Below are 19,079 nucleotides of genomic sequence, written 5' to 3'. Positions count from 1 at the left end.
TGCAACAGAGTTTAACCTAATTATATTTATTCATAACATAATTCAGACCATGTTCAATATAGGCCTCAATGGCTTCCACTGTATCCTGCAGCACAAAAACAAGCTCCCGGGCTTCTTTCTTCCCGAAGGGCTGTAACACATAATCTGCAGGGTCCCTGGTTCCGGGCGGCCTGCCTATACCTATCCTTAAACGGTGGAATTCCTTGCTCCCGGTAGAAGCCACAATTGATTCCAGACCTTTATGTCCAGCTGTGCTTCCGCCGGATTTGAACCTGATTTTCCCAAATTCTATATCCAGATCATCTTGTATTACCAGCATCTGGCTAATCTCAGGTCCATAATGATTTAGTATAGCAGATACCGAGCTTCCGCTCCGGTTCATATAGGTTAGGGGCTTGGCCAGAAGTATCTCCTGCTGGCAGCAGTTTAGCTTAAGCATATCAGCATTAAATTTGCTATAACTGCTGACTTTCCGTCCTTCAGCAAACCTGGCAACGGCCATAAACCCAATATTATGCCTGGTACGGTTATACTGAACTCCGGGATTGCCCAGCCCGATAATTAAAATCATGGTTGATTATTTATTCTTGTTCAGGAGTTTCTTCAGCTTTAGCATCAGCTTCTTCAGCTTCCTCTTCTTCGCCTTCTCTGCCTATCAGTTCAGGTTCTTCTTCGACCTCTTCTTCAACCTCTTCTTCAATCAGCTGTGAAGGATGAATTATGGATACTATGACTTCATTAAGATCACTTATAACCCTTATGTTCTCGCCAACCTCCAGGTCTGAAACTTTAACCGAGTCTCCAATTGCCAACTCCCTTATATCATAATCAATACTTTCCGGGATATCCTTGGGCAAACAGGCTATATGCAGCTCCCTTAAGCTATGCTGCATAACTCCGCCTTCTTCTTTCACTCCAATAGCGATATCGTCGTTTAGAATATGTATAGGAACCTGGGCTTCCACTTCCCTGGCCATCTCAATCCTCAAGAAGTCCAGATGCAAAAAGTTCCTGGTTATGGGATGTTTTTGTATATCCTTCAGGATTACAGATTCCTTCTTTTTGGAACCATTAACTGAAAGATTAAAGATGAGATTGGCTGTACCTTTTCCCTTTATGATCTGAGAAAATTGTTGGGCATCAATCTTTAAGGTTATAGGTTCTTTGGCCAGGCCATAGAGTACCCCGGGGATGTAATTTTCCCTCCTTAACCTTCTTGATGCATTATTTCCAAGCTCTTTATCTTCTCTCTTATCAACAGTCAAACTTAAACTTTCCATTTATTACACCTACCTTTAAAATTTAATTAAACCAGATTTTCTCCCTTAAACAACTCACTTACAGACTTGCAATGATAAACTTTTTTTATGGTTTTTGCAAGCAGTGAAGCAACGGAAACCACTTTTATCCTATTTTTGTCATAAGGCTTGTTTATGGGCAGAGTATCTGCCACTACTATCTGGGAAGCACTCGAATTCTGCAGCAGGTGTATGGCATCATCGGAAAATATGGGATGGGTGGCAGCAGCAAACACCCGGTTAACCCCACTGTCTGCCAGCATCTCTATAGCCTCTACCAGGGTCCCTCCGGTATCAATCATGTCATCAAAAAGGATGGCATCTTTGCCTTCCACCTCTCCCACCAGGTGTTCAATCTTGGCTACATTCTGGGAAGGCCTTCTTTTGTCAAATATGGCCAGGGGATAATGCAGCTGATTGGCCAGTATACTGGCTCTTTTAACTCCTCCCACATCAGGGCTTACCACTACCCCGTTTTTTATACCTAATTTCTTGAAATACTTGGCAATTATGGGTATAGCAGTAATATGGTCTACGGGAACATCAAAGAAACCCTGGATGGTTGCAGTATGCAGATCCATTACAATTAACCGGTCTATGCCCGCAACCTCCAGTATATCTGCAAACAATTTTGCGGTAATAGGCTCCCTGCCCTCCGCTTTTTTATCCTGCCTGGCATAGCCATAATGAGGAATAACCGCATTAATCATACCTGCCGATGCTCTCTTGAGGGCATCGACCATTATAAGGAGTTCCATAATATAGTCGTTAACCGGCTCGCTGCAGGTCTGGACCAGAAATACATCGGCACCCCGTACACTTTCTTCAAATTTTACATATATCTCCCCATTCTTAAACTTCTTCCGGTCAACCTTGCCCAGGGTTACCCCCAGCTCCTGGGCTATGTGTTCCGACAGTCTGATATTGGATGACCCTGAAAAAATCATCATTCTGCGGTTGGTAGGATAATCTCTCATTTAGCATCTCCCTCTATAACTAAGTTTTTTATCTTTGTTTTTTATTTATGGCTGCGCTTATAATTAATTTCTGCAACACTGCTTAGCCTTATCATTTTATTTAAATCAGCCCTTATTTAAATAATTGCCTATACATTGGCCTTTTTTGGTCTCCGTTTCCGGGCCCAGGCAGCTGTAAGGCCCAATACGGTTATTTTCTCCAATCCGGGAGCCGTTTACTACCGAGTTATTTATAATGGTATCCCGGCCAACAGCAGCATCATTAATCTGGCAAAAAGGGCCTATCCTGCAGCCGGTCCCTATGGTAGTGGTGCCAGTAATAAAGCAGTAAGGCTCTATGGTTGTATCTTTCTCTATCTCTACAGTATCCTGTATATGGGTATTTTCCGGATCCTTTATGCTTACCCCCTGTTCCATGAATTTCTGGTTTATTTTCTGCTTTAATATCTTTTCTACTTCTGCCAGCTGGTTGCGGTCATTTACTCCCATGACCTGGATAAAGTCTTTTAGTTTTAGGCTGGTAACTCTATCCCCGGCCTCTACCAGCTTTTCCACCACATCAGTCAGGTAGTATTCATTCTGTGAGTTGTCCGAATCTATGTTTTCTACATGTAAAAAAAGCTTATCCCGGTTAAAACTGTAAATAGAGGTGTTTATCTCTTTAATCATCTTCTGCCGGGCGGCTGCATCCTTTTGTTCCACTACTTTTAGCACCTTGCCCCGGCTGTCTTTTATTATCCTGCCATATCCTGTGGGGTCAGGCAGTATTGTGCTTAAAATGGCAGCGCTGCTGCCGGTTTTATCCATCTTCTGTACCAGAAGCTTTAAGGTCTTTGATTCTATCAGGGGACAATCCCCGCTCAACACTACCACTCTTTTACCCATTCTATCCTTAAGCTTGGCCACTGATCTGACTGCATGAGCTGTTCCCAGTTGCTGGTCCTGGTCTGCTGAAATTGCTTGGGGGAAATTTTGATGCAGATACTGCTTTACCATATCCTTTCTATGACCCACTACCACCACTACATTTCCGGGATTCAGGCCGTAGGCACTCTTTAGTATATAATAGAGCATGGGCCTTCCAAATATTTGATGCAGAACCTTGGGTTTTGAGGATTTCATTCGCTTGCCCTTGCCTGCAGCAAGGATTAAAACAGATAGATTTTCTCTTTTCTTCATCTCTGTAGGTTTAAATATCAAATAACTTCAAAATTCTAACATAAAATATGGTTATAATCTAAATTAATCCAGAAAGTTTCCTCCCGATATATCTTTGGACAGCAGTTCGTAGGATGGCCCAAAATACATGCTGACATATATAAGGTTATTACATTTATTGCCCAGCACTTCTTTCCTGAGGTAGAAGGCTGATCCCAGTGGTCCCTCGCCTTCGTATATCCGTGCAATGTCACTGGTTTTTCTTGTCTTTACTTCAATCTCTTCCCCGCACCGGCCGCACTTTACCTTAAAATCTATAAAATTGGAGGAAGATGGTGGTGAAAACATTTTTTTGAGGCTGTCTAAAAAACCCAAATTTGCTCCTTTTTTACTTACAACAACTATATTTTAAAGCCTGGCCATGATATTATCAATTCATTATTTGCCAAAGCAGTAAATAAATGGAAAATGATTTCCCAAAATATTAAAAAAATCTTTTACCTGGCCAATTATGCCTTCAAAGCAAAAATATCCGCAAAATACCGGACACCGCTTCTGTGCAGTTTCAAGATAACCTACCGGTGCAATTTAAAATGCCTGCACTGCCCTTTCTGGAGTAATCCCCGTCCGGCTGCCATGGAACCGGATAAAGCAGAGGACCTATTGCAGAAACTCTTTCTTAAAGGCATAAGGCTGGTTATCTTTGAGGGCGGAGAGCCCCTGCTTTATCCGGCTATTGGTCAGATGGTAGAAAAAGCCAAAAAATTATTTTTTTCAGTGGGCATAACCACAAACGGTACCCTGGACCTGGGAAAGGCTGACCCTGATATCTACTTTATATCCATAGACGGTCTAAAAGATGTCCATGAGTCTATACGTGGTAAAAGTTTTGACCTTATAATGGAAAACATCAGAACATACAGGCATAAAAAAATTATTGCCAATATAACCATATCCAGCTTAAACCACAAACAGATTAAGCCACTAATTGAATATCTGCAGGATAAGGTTTATGGCATCACCATCCAGTTTTTTTACCCTTTTCCCGGTATAGAAGAGCTGCAGCTGACCGCCGAACAAAGGATGTCTGCAATGGATACACTTATAGCTCTAAAAAGGAAGGGCTGCAGCATACTGGATTCACATACCTGCCTGCAGAAGATGAAAGATAACAGCTGGAGATGCCATGACTTTTTGATAGCCAGCGTTGAACCGGATGGTTCCATACATTTTGGCTGCTACTTAAAGCACCGGTTGGAAGTGTACTACTGCCGCTTATGCGGCTATGCCGTACACTGCGAGGCCAGCTCTGCCTATGACCTGGCGCCGGGTGCCCTGAAAACAGCCAAAAGGATATTCCTGGATTAGGCTGGCGATTTTGACTCAAGTTTCAGTAAGAAATGTTTTATGGGAATCCCTGCGCTGTAATTACCTGGTCTTCCGTCGCTTTTTATGACCCGGTGACAGGGTATTACAATCATCATGGGGTTCTTTCCCATAATGGACCCCACTGCCCGCCAGGCTTTAGGCCTGCCGGACATTTCGGCCAGCCGGCGATAGCTTACCGCCTGGCCATAGCCTACTTTTTTCAAGGTATTCAATACTTTGCAGAAAAACCGGGTGCCGTATATAAGGCGGGTATTTATGGTAAACTGCTCAAGATGGCCGTTTAGGTAACTGTCTACTTCCTGTTCCAGGTGCTCAAACCTTCTTTGTTTAAAACCCAGGCCCGCCTTCTGCTTGAAATGTTCAAATCTCTGTTTATCATTTCCCAGATACAAAAGCGTATTACTGTCCCAGGCATAATAAAGCAGGCCTATTTTAGTATCAAACTTATATTGAAACAGACTCAATTTGCTCTTACCGCCCTTTTTATGGGTAGAGTTATAAAGAAAATAGCAGCACTTACCATAATAATCGTAGCCCCGGAAGCAAGGTTAAATACATAAGAAAGCAACAGGCCGGACAGGCTGGATACAAAACCAAACAACACCGAAAAAATTACCATCTGGGTAAAATTGGAGCTGATGTTTTTAGAAGATGCTGCCGGTATTACTATCAGGGCGCTTACCAGTATTATGCCCAATACCTTGGTGCTTATAATTACAGTGGCAGCAACCATGATTATAAACAGGTAATCATATACAGCCACCCTTACTCCCTGCAGAGCCGCCAGCTGCCGGTCGAAGGTAATAAATATATAGGGCTTGAAAAATATAGCCAGAATTATTATTACCGCCAGGCCCAGCCCCAGAGACAGGTACATATAGAAGGTGTCTACTGCCAGAAGATTGCCGAAGAGGTAGCTGAGCAGGTCAGGCTTGTAACCCTTAGTAAAGCCAATAATCAGCACCCCTATAGCCATGGAGGTAGGCAGGAATATGCCTATTATGGTGTCTACTGAAAGAGTGCTCCGGTTCTTAATATAAGCTACCAGGACAGCAATGATAATTCCAAATATTACTGCACTTACTATGGGGTTTATGCCCAGCAGAAACCCCAGGGCAATCCCTGCCAGGGAGGAATGAGCTATGGCATTGGCAAAAAAAGACATTTTCTGCAATACCACAAACACCCCTATAAGTGAACAGGCTATACCTATTATGAGGCCGGATATAAGAGCCCTCTGCAAGAAAGGATAAGTTAAAAAATCCGCCATATTACTCCTCGAAAAGTTTGCACCTGTCTATGTCTTCCTGGGTTAATTCTTCCTGTGGCTTTTCCAGGCATTCCCGGTGCCTGAAAATCCCAAAGCCCTTTCCATAGGTTTTTTCCATATTCAAAGGCACCAGAACATCGCCAGGCTTTCCGAAGCCTACCAGTATGCGATTCAGGGCAGCTACCTTGTCCGCATACAGGTTAACTACAGTAACATCGTGGGAGATTAAAGCTACGGTTAGATTCTGGTTTTCCTTAAGCTGGTTTATAAGCTGGTAGAAACTCTTTTCTCCCTTAACATCCACTCCCGCCAGAGGTTCATCGAAAAATATGATACGGGGCTGGTTGGCAATAGCCCTGCCAATCAGCACTCTCTGTATCTGGCCCCCGGAAAGGTTGCCCAGTTTAGACTGTGCATATCCGGACATTCCCACCTGCTCCAGAGCCCAGCTGACTCTTTCCTCGATCTGCCCGGAGCTCCTGTTCTTTGAGTCTACGGCCATGGCTAGAACTTCTTTTACAGTAATGGGAAAAGTCCGGTCAAATTCAAACTTCTGGGGAACATAACCCACTATTCCCCGGTAGCTGTTAATATTAGAGGCAGGTTTGCCAAAAATCTTTATCTGGCCTGAATGGGGTACCAGATTCATCACTGCCTTTATAAGGGTGGTCTTGCCCGACCCATTGGGTCCAATAATTATAAGAAAGTCCCCCTGGTCAATAGAAAAGGTTATATCCTCCAGCACCCTTTTATTGCCCAGGGTTACCGATAACTTGTTTATCTCTAATGCTTTGGCCTGCATGACCTAACTGTTTAATTTTACAAAATGTTCTATGGAACGGTTATAGGTTTTTTCTGCCTTTTGGTCAAAATAACAGGCCGGCAGTTCACCCATATTCCGGTGGTATTCTATACACTGGCAACAAATGCCCTTGCGGGGACAGGGTTCATAGGTACAATTGCAAATATCCATGTTTTCTTCTTTTCTGCATTCCATATCTGTTCCTTTCTGTTAGTATTCTATTCCCTTAATTGCCTTTATCCCATTCTCAAATGCATGTTTTACCTGTTTCATATCGGTAACCGTATCCGCCAGTTCTACTATCCGGGGGTGGGCATTTCTTCCGGTAAGCACCAGGACTACATCCCGGGGTTTTTCCTCTATTATCTCGGCTACCGTTTCCGGGCTTATCAATCCGTAGTCAACCATATTATTTATCTCATCCAGTATAACTACATCATATTTTCCGCTTTCTACCATCTGCCGGGTATAATGGATAGAGCGGCCAGCTTCTTCTCTAAGCTTATCGCTTAGCACCGGTTTTCCCTGCTTCAAGGGTATAAAACCGGAACCCAGCTGCTTAACCTCAATCTGCGGTATATAGCTGGCAGCTTTTATTTCTCCGGAAACCCAGGGCCCTTTTATAAACTGAAGTATAAGCACTTTCCGGTTATGTCCGGCAGCCCTTAAGGCCAGCCCGAAGGCGGCTGTGGTTTTACCCTTGCCTTCCCCTGTATTTATGATTACCAGTCCCTTTTTCTGCATACTTAGATTTTATTAGATTTGACCTTTTTTATAAACCGGCATTTAGAATTTTATAGAAAGTTTCCATATCCATATTGCCCCTGAACAGGTCCGCCAGCTTATCATACTGTTTCTGTTTAAATACCTGGGAGCTTTCCTGGTTAAACTCAAGATTTAAGTTAACCTTGGCCAGGCCAGCCAGGTATTCTAATAAACAATTCCTTAACCGGTGGTTATCAAAAAGCCCGTGTATATAGGTGCCCATAACCATATTGCCTTTTTCCCGGTTTACCTTTATGCAGCCCTCCCGCTTATCCATACTTTCGGTTTTTACATAAAAGGGGTTTGCCAAACCTTTCACCCTGGTAGTCCCCATATGTATTTCGTAACCGGTAAAATATTCACTGAAACCTTCGGTTCCCAGGGCATCTGCGTTTAATTTAAACTGCACCTGGCTGGTATATTTTTCAGGCAGAAAATCTGTCTCTATATCCAGCAGCCCCAGCCCGCCTATGCTGCCGGCTTTAGTTTCTACTCCATAAGGATCAGATATGGTGCTGCCCAGCATCTGGTAACCTCCACAGATACCTATAACTGAAGCCCCCTTCCGGTAAGCCTGGGTTATATCCCCGGCCAGGCCACATTCTTTCAGGTACTCAAGGTCAGAAATGGTACTTTTGGATCCGGGAAGGATTATGAGGTGGGGAGAAGTTTCCTTAAGCTGTTTCCTGGTTTTAATATAGCTAACTTCAATATCCTGTTCTGTATCCAGGAAATTAAAATCAGTAAAATTGGATATATGGGGCAAATATATTATGGCTACCCTGAACCTGGCATTCCTGCTGCTATTTTTAATTTGCTGCTTTTCCAGGTTCACTGAATCCTCTTCATCCAGCAGGATATTGGTAAAAAAAGGGATGGTTCCCACCATCGGGAGCTTAAGTTTTTCTACTATCCACTTAATGCCCGGATCCAGCAGCTTTTTATCTCCCCTAAATTTATTTATCAGAAGTCCCTTAAAATACTTCTGCCATTTTGCCGGCATAATTTTCACCGTACCGTAGAAACTGGCAAAAACCCCTCCCTTATCGATATCCGCTACCAGTATTACCGGGGCATCGGCCGCCTGGGCGGTAGCCATATTAACAATATCATTTTTCAGAAGATTAATTTCAGCCGGACTGCCTGCCCCTTCTATTACCAGATAATCAAACCGGCTGCTTATATCCCCTATTATCTGCTTTATCCTGGGCATAAATTCCTGCTTGTAGTTATCATACTGGCCGGCAGACATGTTGCCCACCACCCTGCCCATGAATATAACCTGGGCAGCAGTATCCTTTACCGGCTTTATAAGTACCGGATTCATAAATACTTCCGGCTGCAGCCCACAGGCTTCAGCCTGCATGACCTGTGCCCTGCCCATCTCCCCTCCGGTTGCGGTCACAAATGAATTTAGGGCCATATTCTGGGATTTAAAAGGACATACCCGGTAACCATCCTGGTAAAGTATCCTGCATATAGCGGCCACGGTTACGCTTTTACCTACATGGGATCCGGTTCCCTGTATCATTACCGCCTTCATTTATCACCCTTCCCTATAGCCTGCAGCAGCTGGTCTTCTGAAGCTAAAACTTCTGCACCTTCCTTGATTATCTGGTTATAGATTTTGGTAGCTTTACCTCCAGTATAGTCCCGGCTGCTTATATCTTCTTTACCTAAAACCATTACTTTCTTTCCCATCTGCTGGGCCTGTCTGGCTGATACCAGGTTGGAAAAGTTTCCGTGCCCGAACTGCAGGGCGGGCAGTACAACAAGATCGCTTCCCCTTATAAATTTCAGGTTCCGGTTCTGGGCTTCCAGGCTTATGGGTGAGAAAGGAGCATCACTGACAAAGGGTATGCCCATCCTCTGGGCGGTGTTCAGATCGGTATCCAGGTTATTTACCACCCCGCATGAAACCCTGTAACCATGGGAGTACAGAAGGCTCATAACCGGAGAGGCCGCCCCTCCCCCGGCTATTACATGCACCCTTATATCCTTTATATTCCTTCTCTCCGGCGGGGTCAGGTTAAAAGTGGGGTTGATATAAAGTTTGCCGGTAAAAGGGTTTTTGGCCACATATACCTCGCTGCCGAAAACCCTTTCTATATTTTCTTCAGTTATGACCTCGGCCACCGGCCCGTAATCAAAAATAGAGCCTTCCTTTAAAAACATTACCTTATCCGAATACTGTATGGCCAGGTTCAGATCATGAAATATACCTATAATGGTCTTTCCATCCTGGGTATTAAGCCGCTTTATTTGCTCCATCAGCTCTATCTGAAAATTGATATCCAGATGACTGGTAGGCTCATCCAAAAGCAGAAGCGGAGTGTCCTGAACCAGGGCCTGGGCTATTATTACCCTCTGCTTTTCCCCTCCAGACAGTTCATTGTATTTCCGGTGGGCCAGACCGCCTATCTGAACCTTGTCTATTATATCTTCTACCCTCCGGTTATCCTCTTGTTTAAAGGACTCCAGACGTCCCATATAAGGATATCTGCCCATGGCAATCATCTGCCTTACTGTAAAATTAAAACCGGGATTGGTGGACTGGGGCACTACCGCCACCAGCCTGGCGGCCTGCCGGGGGCTGAGCCCTGCCAGGTTGTGGCCGGCTATATGTATGCTTCCTTCGTAATTTTTAAGAACAGCGCTTATGATATTTATAAGGGTGGACTTTCCGCTTCCATTGGGTCCCAGTATGGATACAAAACTGTGCTCACTTACCTCAAAGTTCATATCTTTTAATACCGGGTGGCCATTATAGGCAAAATCAAGATTTTCAACCGACAGCATATCCACTTAAAACACCTGCCTTTTGGACCTTATTAGAAGATAAATAAAGAAAGGCACCCCTACAATAGAGGTGATTATACCCACCGGTATTTCTCTGGGCATCAGCACCATGCGGGCTATGGTATCTGAAGCCAGCAGTACTATCCCCCCGGCCAGTGCAGAAGTGGGATACAGTATCTTGTGGTCCGGCCCCACTATAAGCCTTAGTATATGGGGGGTTATAAGGCCTACAAAACCGATTATGCCGCTAACCGAAACTGCAGCCGCAGCTATTAGGGAGGCCAGTACCAGCAGAAGTTTTTTTACCTGCTCGGTATTGACTCCCAGCTGGGTAGCCCTATTGTCGCCAAGAGAAATTATGTTAAGTTCATTGGTAAAAAAGGCAGCTGCTGTCAACAGTACTATTACAATAGGGGCAATTATGGTCAGCTGCTGCCAGCTGGAAGCAGTAAGGCCTCCCATCAGCCAGAAGATAACCCTGGCCAGGTCCTGGGACTGAAACATTAGTATAAAAGAATTTATGGAACTCAGCATAGCGCTTATGGCTACCCCTGCCAAAAGCAGGGTGAGCACCGATACCCGGCCCCTTATCCTGCTTATATTATATACCAGCAGGGTTACCCCTACCGCTCCCCCAAAGGCAAAAACACTTACCAGGCTTATGGAAGCCAGCCTGATGCCGGTGGCAAAAAGCAGGCCTACCGTGGCTCCAAAGGATGCCCCTGCCGATACCCCGATAATATAAGGGTCGGCCATGGGGTTTCTGAATATTCCCTGGAATATTACCCCGCTGGAAGCCAGGGCAATACCCACCAATATGGAGGTTATAATCCTGGGCAGCCTTATTCTGGTTATTATGGCAAAGTCATTGGAGCTTAAGGTGCTGGTATCTATAAGATTTCTTATGCCCGGGATATAGCTGGCCATAATCTTAGCGGTATCTTTAAGCGATATACTGGCTGACCCCAATGAAGCAGCCACTATGGCCATGGCAATAAGTATAATAAGCAGGATAATGGTATATTTTACAGTTCTTTTCATAACTTATGCCACCAGTATTAATGAAAACAAAAGAAAAGTGATCTCGGTCACCTGGGATACAGCTCCAGCCACATCCCCATTTATACCCCCCAAACGCCGGTAAAAAAGATGGCTGGCTATAATTAAGGCCAGCAGGCTGGCCAGAAAGGCTACCATGGCTTTAAGCCCCGGTATCAGGGCCAGGCCAGGATTTAAAAATAATTCCTGGCGGCCATAGCTGGCCTCAGATACATAGACCAGGATAAAAAATAGTATAACTGTATATATGGTGGAAACAAGAAACCGCATACGGTTGGATGCTGATTGGAACATGGCTGCCAGGCTGCCTTCTTTTTTTACCGGTTTGTAGCTGGTTAGCAGATAAACCATGGACCACCTGCCAAAACAGGAGAAAAAACTCAAAACAACCAGAAAGGAAAAAATATTTTCCGAATAATTCTGATAAAGGTAATATATAAGGCTGATTTTAAAAGCCAGCGCCAGTACTACTGCCATTACCCCAAAGGTGCCTATATCACTTTTCTTCATTATGGACAATATCTCTTCCGACTTGCTTCTTCCGGAAAAGATACCGTCAAATACATCGGCCAGCCCATCATAGTGTAATCCCCCGGTAAGTACAGCTTCCAGGGCAACCACCGTAATAACTGCCACCAGTATTGGCAAAAAAAGGCTGAAAGCCCAGAATGCCAGGGAAATAATTATGCCCAATATCAGGCCTATCAGAGGAAAATAGGTAAGAGACGGAGAGAAATCCTGTCGGTAGCCAAATCTGGCCGGTATCCTTATGATGGTTAAAAATCCCAGTGCATTTAAAAATCCTGCCATTATTTTAACCTCCGTCTTATTCCAGCAATAAAAAAGTAAGCCTCATCAGAGAGTAAAGCCAGCTGTTTATTGACAGTGCCCATAAGATCCCTGAATATCCTGCCCAGAGGATACGGGGGCACCAGGCCCATACCCACTTCATTGGATACAATAATGATGGTGGCATCTGCTGACTGCAGGAATTTATAAAAAGACTCAAATAATTGAGATACTTCTCCCTCGATTTTTTGCTCCAGATCATTGGGAATTATATCCAGTTCATCAAGCCGGTATCTTTCCAGAAACCGGTAAAGCAGATTGGTCACGCAATCCACTATCAGTACCTCACAACCTTTGATATCCAGCTGCTCCAGGTCTTTTTGTTCTATACTATCGCCTAGTTCAATGGTTTTCCAACCCCTGGGCCTTCTTTTTTTATGGGCCTCTATTCTTTTTTCCATTTCCTTATCGGTTACCCTGGCTGTAGCCAGGTAGGCTACCTGGCTGGAGATGGACGAGGCCAGCTCTTCTGCATAAAAGCTTTTTCCGCTTCTTGCGCCACCCAATAAAAAATATACCTTATGCATAAATTGCCTTTCACTACAGAGAAGGCTGATGCCTTCTCTGTATAATATTATCTAAAAGTAGCCAATAAATCATTCTATTATCTCAAACTGGCCAAAAATATCCTGGTGGAAAGCCTTGGCCAGCATCATAAGGCCTTTAACTGAATTATGATTGGGCCTTACTATAGAGTTTTCGGGCACCACATATACCCTTCCCCCGGTTACTGCAGACACGGTAGAAAACCGGGGATCCTCCAGTATTATCTCTCCGGTCCTGGCTTCATACATTCCCCCGTCACCGGCTACCATAACCTGGGGATTGTTATCAAGCAGTTTCTCCACACTGTATTCTGCATATCCTTCCAGGCCATCCCTGGCCACAATATTAATTCCGCCGGCTTTTTCTATCATATCATTAATATAAGTGTCTTTTCCTGCACTCCATAGTGGATCATCAAATATTTCGTAGAAAACAGTGGGTTTCTGGTCCTGTTCCAGATCTTTTACCTTGGTGTATATATCTTCTACCTGTTGCTCAAACTCATTTTTCAGCTGCTCGGCTTCATCTTCTTTTCCTATCATCTGGCCCAGGTTTATTATTTCCTGGTAAGCCCAGTCAAAGCTCTGGGCTTCAAAGGTATAAATGGTTATGCCCAGTTCCCGGAGCTTATCGTAATCCTCTTCAGATGATCCGGACAACCTTATTACCAGATCCGGATTGGCTTCAGCTATTTTTTCTATGTTGGGACCGTTAAAATCGCCATAAGCCTCAAACCCCTGGGCTAATGGCTCCCCACTTTCAATACTCCAGCTGTCTACCCCTATTACTTTGTCCATGGCATCCAAAGCGTCCAGCACCTCCAGCACGCTGGGAGCAAAGACAATCATTTTTTCTACCGGTCGGTCCATGCTTACCTGCTGTCCTATGCCGTCGGTTACCTTAATAGACCCAGCATCCTGCTCAGTAACGGGCTGGGTGCAGGATACGGATAGTATTAATAGGGATAAAATGGTTACTATTAAAATAAGTGTAAATATTTTTTTAGAAAACATAATTTTTTCCTTTCTATTTCTCTATTCCAGCCCTGGCAAGTATGCCCTGCTGGTAATAATGTTTTACTTCTTTCATCTCGGTTACCAGGTCTGCTGCCTCTATTATGGATTTATTTGCAAACCTGCCGGTAAGTATGAGTTCTGTGGCCTGAGGTTTTTGTTCTATAAGCCTTATAACATCTTCTACGTTTAGCAATTTAAGGTAGACAGCTATGTTGATCTCATCCAGAATTATTACATCGTATTGGCCGCTGCCAATGATTTTTTCCAGCTCCTTTAGGCCATTTTTAGCAGAATCGATATCTTCCTGCTCAGGGCTTTGGTTTATAAAACACCCTCTGCCATACTGTTTTATTTCAATATAGCCAGAAAATTTTTTAAGGGCCCTGATTTCTGAGTACTCCATTCCCTTTATAAACTGCCCTATAAATACCTTCATTCCATTTCCTGCAGCCCTTAAGGCCAGCCCCAAAGCTGCTGTGGTTTTGCCTTTACCGTTTCCGGTATAGACCTGGACATAGCCTTTTTGCAGGTTATCCATAATATCTCCTTTCTAAAAAGATAAAGGCTCTCCGCTTCGTTTTCAGCAGAGAGCCTTTAAATTTTTTAAAATAAAAAATTACTCCCTTTCTACCGAAGAGGTGTAACTTGTTTTCTGCCAGACAGGTCTCCTGACTTATGGGACTTTACCCTTCGCCTTCCCGGCTATTGCCAGTGGCCTATTGAAAGATACTCACCCAATTACAGTGGCGGGACCGTTCCAGATTCTAACTGGATTCCCTTGAAAAGCAGAATGATATTTGGTTGTAAAATAAGCTAAGGATAATATAGCATAAAGTGAGAAAAAAGGGTATGGGGAGTTTGAGAGTATACTGTAAGGCAAGACATATCTATAATAGTACATAATGGCTCGGTTTACCCTTTAAAAAGGGAAAGCAAGGGTATAAGAAATTATATTGACAAATCATTTTTGTATTTAAGGAAAGAAATCTTCTGTCCATATTAAGTATTTTAACCTTTGAGAAAAACAATACAAATTCTGGGGCTTATGAGAACAGTGCAAGCAATACACCTGCTGCAACTGCAGACCCAATAACTCCAGCAACATTTGGCCCCATTGCATGCATTAGCAGAAAATTACTTGAATCTTCCTTTAATCCGGTTTTATTTACAGTTCTGGCCGACATTGGAACTGCTGACACTCCGGCAGCACCAATTAAAGGATTAACCTTATCTTTTGATAATTTATTCATAATTTTTGCCAGTATAACGCCTGACGCAGTCCCGATAGAAAAAGCAATTAGACCCAATAAAATAATTCCCAATGTCTCCACGGTTAAAAACTGGTCAGCCTGTAACCTTGAGCCAACTGATAAACCAAGCAAAATGGTGACGATATTTATCAGTTCATTTTGAGCGGTTTTTGAAAGCCGGTCGGTTACACCGCATTCTTTTAATAAATTTCCAAACATCAGCATTCCGATGATTGGGGTTGCATCCGGCAGCAAGATTATACATAGAATAAAAATAATTATGGGAAAAAGAATTTTTTCTCTTTTGGAAACATGCCTGAGCTGTTTCATCTTTATTTTTCTCTCGCTTATAGTAGTTAACCCCCGCATTATAGGAGGTTGGATAATAGGGACTAGTGCCATATAAGAATATGCGGCAATAGCAATTGCGCCTAGAAGCTGGGGAGATAATTTAGATGCCAAAAAAATTGCTGTTGGCCCATCAGCTCCTCCAATTATTCCAATAGAAGCTGCGTCCCCCATACTAAAATTAAAACCCAGGTATTTGGTCAACAATAAGGCACCAAAAAATGTAGAAAATATTCCAAACTGTGCTGCCCCGCCAAGCAAAGCTGTTTTTGGGTTTGCTATCAGGGGGCCGAAATCAGTCATAGCTCCAATTCCCAAAAAAATTAAAAGCGGAAAAATAGAAGACTCGATTCCAAACTCATAAACCATTCCTAAAAAACCGGCTCCAGCAATATCAACTATGGGTATATTAGCTAAAATCCCACCAAAACCTATTGGTACTAACAAAAGGGGTTCAAAACCCTTTCTAATTCCAAGCCAGATTAAAAATAGTCCAACCAGGATCATAACTACTTGCCCAATAGTAAAGTTTGCAAGACCAGTAGACATCCATATAGTATATAGAGACTCTGATATTTGCATGCTCCCCCTAGTTTATTTAATATAAATTAAATCCTGGCCTGCTACTAACTGTTGGCCTTGGCTTACAGGAATCGAAGAGACGGTTCCCCCTACAGCTGATTTAATTTCGGTTTCCATTTTCATTGCCTCCAGAATCATAACAACTTCTCCTTCTTCTATAACATCACCTAAGCTGACTAGTATCTTGAAAACAGACCCTGCCATTGGTGCTTTGATAACCACAGAATCGTTTATCCCTATTTCTTCCGAATCTGAGGATAATTTATTCTTTCCTTTTCCCTTCTTAACAGAAACATTATATTTTTTTCCATCAACAATTGCGTTATCCCCATCAAAAGAAACAGTATACTTCTTATTATTGATGTTTACCGTATACTCGTTAGTCTCATCACCAGATCTTTCTTTTTCTTTTTTTCGAACCATTACTTTTCCTTCACCTTTCAGAAAAGCAATACCTTTTTCTTTACAAGCCCCTGCAATAAATATATTTTCATCAGTTATTTCTATACCATTGTCTACAAGCATTTTTTTAGCCGCATCCATACCTTTAGCAGGATTTTTTTCATCAATATCCAACGGGCTTTCGGTTGTGGGAGATAAGCCTAATTGTTTGGAAGCAATGGTAACTATTTCAGAATCCGGGGGTACGGGAGTTTTTCCAAAATATCCAAGCACCATCTTCCCGTAGCCTTCTGCTATCTTTTTCCAATCCCCGAACATAACATTATTAAAAGCCTGCTGAAAGTAAAATTGAGAAACAGGGGTAACGCTGGTGCCATATCCGCCTTTTTTTACTACCTCGCCCATTTTGGAGATAATATCTGTAAATTTATCCATAATATTGTTATCTCTCAACATTTGAGTATTAGCAGTCAAAGCACCGCCCGGCATGGGAGAAAACGGAATAAGCGGTTCAACTTTTTGTGATTCCGGAGGAACGAAATAGTCTTTCATGCACTCCTTAAAGACCATTTCAGCTTCCAGGATTTTATCAATATTTATTCCTAGCTCATATTCGGTCCCCCTTAAAGCATGCCACATGGTAACAATGTCAGCATGAGAGGTGCCGCCCGATACCGGGGCCATGGTTAAATCAATACCATCTACTCCTGCGTCAAGTGCTGCTTTATGACACAAAACACTACAACCTGCTGTTTCATGGGTATGGAATCTTAAATGAGTGCCTCCTGGCAACATTTTTCTGGCAAGTTTTATAGTTTCAAAAACCGTGGTAGGTGTTGATGTGCCTGAAGCATCCTTAAAACATACTGAATTAAAAGGTATGTCCGCATCTAAAATCTTTTTTAAAACATCTATATAAAATTTTGGATCATGGGCACCTTTGCAGCCCCTTGGTAATGCCATCATGGTAATAGCTACTTCATGCTTCAGTCCAGCATCAACTATGCATTGTCCACTATAGATTAAATTATTGACATCATTTAATGCATCAAAATTTCTAATTGTGGTAATCCCGTGTTTCTTAAAAAGCTCTGCATGAAGCTTTATCATATCCCTGGGTTGCGAATCCAAACCAACAACATTTACCCCTCTTGCCAAGGTCTGTAAATTTGCATCCGGCCCGGCAGCTTTCCTAAATGCTTCCATGGTCTTAAAAGCATTTTCATTGCAATAGAAAAATAAGGATTGAAACATTGCTCCGCCACCAGCTTCAAAATGAGTAATCCCGGCATCTTTTGCTGCCTCAATTGCAGGCAGATAATCATCCCTTAAAACCCTGGCTCCAAATACCGACTGAAATCCGTCCCTAAAAGAAAGATCCACAACTTTAATTAATTTTTTTGCCACTTTTGTAACTCCCGTTAATTTATTTGTGTATAGATTTTTTTATAGCTGCCACAGCTACCGCAATTTCTTCAAATTTTGAATCCTGATCCCTGGCTTCTGACAGGGATAAGTTTTTGTTTTCAATTGGCAAGAACTTTATGAAAAATTTAGAACTGTACATTATGGCTACTAAGGCACCCAAAAATAAGAAAACCATTAAGATTCCAATAACCATGACAATTAATCCTTCTATTAGCATATTATATCCCCTATGTTTATAATCTCTTCTCTGTCCTTGCAGTCTAAAATAAGTTGGCCTTTGTCATCTATCCCTTTTGCAATACCATAGTATTTTTTGTTAAAAACTACCACCTTAACCAATTTTCCCATAACCATATTTAAAAGACTATATTCTTCTTTAATTAATAGAAAACCTTTTTTCAATAATTCATCATATTGCAAAAAAAATTCTTTTAATAAAAAATCTAAAAATTCATCCCTATTTATTTCCTTTTCTAGTAAAACATTTAAGGATGTAGCCGGTTGACTTATTTTCTCTAATGTTTTTTCCTCCAGGTTTAAATTTACACCTATTCCAATAATAACGCCCTGTAAAGAATTGCCTTTTATTACTGTTTCTATTAATATCCCGGCAATCTTTTTGCCATTAGCCAATAAATCATTTGGCCATTTAATTTTTGCTTTAATAGAATATTTTTTTTTAAAAACCCTGGTTAAAACAACTGCAGTATAATGTGTAAGTGCATTAATAGTATTTATCTGTCGAAAATCAAATTGTGGCTTTAAAACTAAAGATACAAAAAGATTATTTTTCTCTGAAAGCCAATACCGTCCATTTCTGCCCTTGCCTCTGGTCTGCTTATCTGCAAGGATTACTGTTCTGTCTTCTATATTTTCAATGTTTTCTACAGCATAATTATTGGTGGATTCTATTTTAGGGAAATATATTCTTTTAACCATATATGCAAATTCCTAAAAATTTTATTTTATTCTCTGGAGACCTGCGCTACTAGTCAGAGATGTTTAATACTGCTACTGTTTCATTTCTGTTATTCTTCTTAACATTTGTAATTTTGAAACCCCAATTTACAAGTATTTACATCCTTTATTTTACCCCATAACCAGTTTTACAGAAATATATATTACATAGTAATCAAATATA

At 42.2% G+C, this 19,079-nt stretch carries 22 protein-coding genes and 1 riboswitch; of the genes, 1 reads left to right on the top strand and 21 read right to left on the bottom strand.

The window, feature by feature from the left end:
• Window positions 1–16 precede the first annotated feature (16 nt).
• The 5 genes from pth to K9H14_03430 all read right to left on the bottom strand — a co-directional run bounded on the left by pth (window position 17) and on the right by K9H14_03430 (window position 3,808).
• Window positions 17–571, bottom strand: a complete 555-nt coding sequence (gene pth / locus K9H14_03450; GenBank protein MCG9479248.1) for an aminoacyl-tRNA hydrolase — start codon at window positions 569–571, stop codon at window positions 17–19.
• A 10-nt stretch (window positions 572–581) separates the two neighbouring features.
• Complete coding sequence (locus tag K9H14_03445; protein MCG9479247.1) at window positions 582–1,280, bottom strand: 50S ribosomal protein L25; 699 nt, start codon at window positions 1,278–1,280, stop codon at window positions 582–584.
• Between the two features lie 26 nt (window positions 1,281–1,306).
• The gene (locus K9H14_03440) at window positions 1,307–2,275 is read right to left on the bottom strand and encodes a ribose-phosphate pyrophosphokinase (GenBank protein MCG9479246.1); all 969 of its coding nucleotides are present in this window, start codon (window positions 2,273–2,275) and stop codon (window positions 1,307–1,309) included.
• A 105-nt stretch (window positions 2,276–2,380) separates the two neighbouring features.
• Complete coding sequence (glmU, locus tag K9H14_03435; GenBank protein ID MCG9479245.1) at window positions 2,381–3,454, bottom strand: bifunctional UDP-N-acetylglucosamine diphosphorylase/glucosamine-1-phosphate N-acetyltransferase GlmU; 1,074 nt, start codon at window positions 3,452–3,454, stop codon at window positions 2,381–2,383.
• Between the two features lie 63 nt (window positions 3,455–3,517).
• Complete coding sequence (locus K9H14_03430) at window positions 3,518–3,808, bottom strand: hypothetical protein (GenBank protein ID MCG9479244.1); 291 nt, start codon at window positions 3,806–3,808, stop codon at window positions 3,518–3,520.
• 93 nt (window positions 3,809–3,901) lie between these two features.
• On the opposite strand from K9H14_03430, the gene K9H14_03425 reads away from it, so the two are divergent.
• Window positions 3,902–4,801 (top strand): radical SAM protein, encoded by a 900-nt coding sequence (locus K9H14_03425; GenBank protein MCG9479243.1) that lies wholly within the window; start codon window positions 3,902–3,904, stop codon window positions 4,799–4,801.
• Here K9H14_03425 and K9H14_03420 read toward each other — a convergent pair.
• The 16 genes from K9H14_03420 to K9H14_03345 all read right to left on the bottom strand — a co-directional run bounded on the left by K9H14_03420 (window position 4,798) and on the right by K9H14_03345 (window position 18,877).
• Window positions 4,798–5,286, bottom strand: coding sequence for a methylated-DNA--[protein]-cysteine S-methyltransferase (locus K9H14_03420; GenBank protein ID MCG9479242.1), 489 nt, complete (start codon window positions 5,284–5,286; stop codon window positions 4,798–4,800). The two genes, K9H14_03425 and K9H14_03420, sit on opposite strands and share 4 nt — an antisense overlap.
• Entirely contained in the window at window positions 5,283–6,092 is an 810-nt protein-coding gene (locus K9H14_03415) for a metal ABC transporter permease (protein ID MCG9479241.1), read from the bottom strand. The genes K9H14_03420 and K9H14_03415 overlap by 4 nt, the downstream gene beginning before the upstream one ends.
• Before the next feature lies 1 nt (window position 6,093).
• Window positions 6,094–6,894, bottom strand: a complete 801-nt coding sequence (locus tag K9H14_03410) for a metal ABC transporter ATP-binding protein (GenBank protein ID MCG9479240.1) — start codon at window positions 6,892–6,894, stop codon at window positions 6,094–6,096.
• Between the two features lie 3 nt (window positions 6,895–6,897).
• Complete coding sequence (locus K9H14_03405; protein MCG9479239.1) at window positions 6,898–7,089, bottom strand: DUF6485 family protein; 192 nt, start codon at window positions 7,087–7,089, stop codon at window positions 6,898–6,900.
• Window positions 7,090–7,104: 15 nt separating this feature from the next.
• Window positions 7,105–7,638 (bottom strand): cob(I)yrinic acid a,c-diamide adenosyltransferase, encoded by a 534-nt coding sequence (cobO, locus tag K9H14_03400; GenBank protein MCG9479238.1) that lies wholly within the window; start codon window positions 7,636–7,638, stop codon window positions 7,105–7,107.
• 28 nt (window positions 7,639–7,666) lie between these two features.
• On the bottom strand, window positions 7,667–9,202 hold the full coding sequence (locus K9H14_03395; GenBank protein ID MCG9479237.1) for a cobyric acid synthase: 1,536 nt from the start codon (window positions 9,200–9,202) through the stop codon (window positions 7,667–7,669).
• On the bottom strand, window positions 9,199–10,464 hold the full coding sequence (locus K9H14_03390; GenBank protein MCG9479236.1) for an ABC transporter ATP-binding protein: 1,266 nt from the start codon (window positions 10,462–10,464) through the stop codon (window positions 9,199–9,201). The genes K9H14_03395 and K9H14_03390 overlap by 4 nt, the downstream gene beginning before the upstream one ends.
• The gene (locus K9H14_03385; protein ID MCG9479235.1) at window positions 10,465–11,499 is read right to left on the bottom strand and encodes an iron chelate uptake ABC transporter family permease subunit; all 1,035 of its coding nucleotides are present in this window, start codon (window positions 11,497–11,499) and stop codon (window positions 10,465–10,467) included.
• Window positions 11,500–11,502: 3 nt separating this feature from the next.
• A complete protein-coding gene (locus K9H14_03380; protein MCG9479234.1) occupies window positions 11,503–12,327 on the bottom strand; it encodes an adenosylcobinamide-GDP ribazoletransferase in 825 nt (274 codons plus the stop codon).
• Window positions 12,327–12,893, bottom strand: coding sequence for a bifunctional adenosylcobinamide kinase/adenosylcobinamide-phosphate guanylyltransferase (cobU, locus tag K9H14_03375; GenBank protein ID MCG9479233.1), 567 nt, complete (start codon window positions 12,891–12,893; stop codon window positions 12,327–12,329). Before cobU ends, K9H14_03380 begins: the two co-directional genes overlap by 1 nt.
• 69 nt (window positions 12,894–12,962) lie before the next feature.
• Window positions 12,963–13,925, bottom strand: coding sequence for an ABC transporter substrate-binding protein (locus tag K9H14_03370; GenBank protein ID MCG9479232.1), 963 nt, complete (start codon window positions 13,923–13,925; stop codon window positions 12,963–12,965).
• A gap of 13 nt (window positions 13,926–13,938) precedes the next feature.
• A complete protein-coding gene (cobO, locus tag K9H14_03365; protein ID MCG9479231.1) occupies window positions 13,939–14,466 on the bottom strand; it encodes a cob(I)yrinic acid a,c-diamide adenosyltransferase in 528 nt (175 codons plus the stop codon).
• A gap of 102 nt (window positions 14,467–14,568) precedes the next feature.
• A riboswitch (cobalamin riboswitch) is annotated at window positions 14,569–14,744 on the bottom strand.
• Between the two features lie 227 nt (window positions 14,745–14,971).
• Window positions 14,972–16,108, bottom strand: a complete 1,137-nt coding sequence (locus K9H14_03360; GenBank protein ID MCG9479230.1) for a sodium ion-translocating decarboxylase subunit beta — start codon at window positions 16,106–16,108, stop codon at window positions 14,972–14,974.
• A gap of 12 nt (window positions 16,109–16,120) precedes the next feature.
• Window positions 16,121–17,917, bottom strand: coding sequence for a biotin attachment protein (locus K9H14_03355; protein MCG9479229.1), 1,797 nt, complete (start codon window positions 17,915–17,917; stop codon window positions 16,121–16,123).
• A gap of 19 nt (window positions 17,918–17,936) precedes the next feature.
• On the bottom strand, window positions 17,937–18,155 hold the full coding sequence (locus K9H14_03350; protein MCG9479228.1) for a hypothetical protein: 219 nt from the start codon (window positions 18,153–18,155) through the stop codon (window positions 17,937–17,939).
• Complete coding sequence (locus K9H14_03345; GenBank protein ID MCG9479227.1) at window positions 18,149–18,877, bottom strand: biotin--[acetyl-CoA-carboxylase] ligase; 729 nt, start codon at window positions 18,875–18,877, stop codon at window positions 18,149–18,151. The genes K9H14_03350 and K9H14_03345 overlap by 7 nt, the downstream gene beginning before the upstream one ends.
• Window positions 18,878–19,079: the final 202 nt, after the last annotated feature.

The organism is Actinomycetes bacterium (assembly GCA_022396035.1).
In the GTDB taxonomy this organism is placed as follows: domain Bacteria; phylum Actinomycetota; class Humimicrobiia; order Humimicrobiales; family Humimicrobiaceae; genus Halolacustris.
Note: the sequence above shows the minus strand (reverse complement) of the source record. Positions and strands in the feature narration are given on the sequence as shown.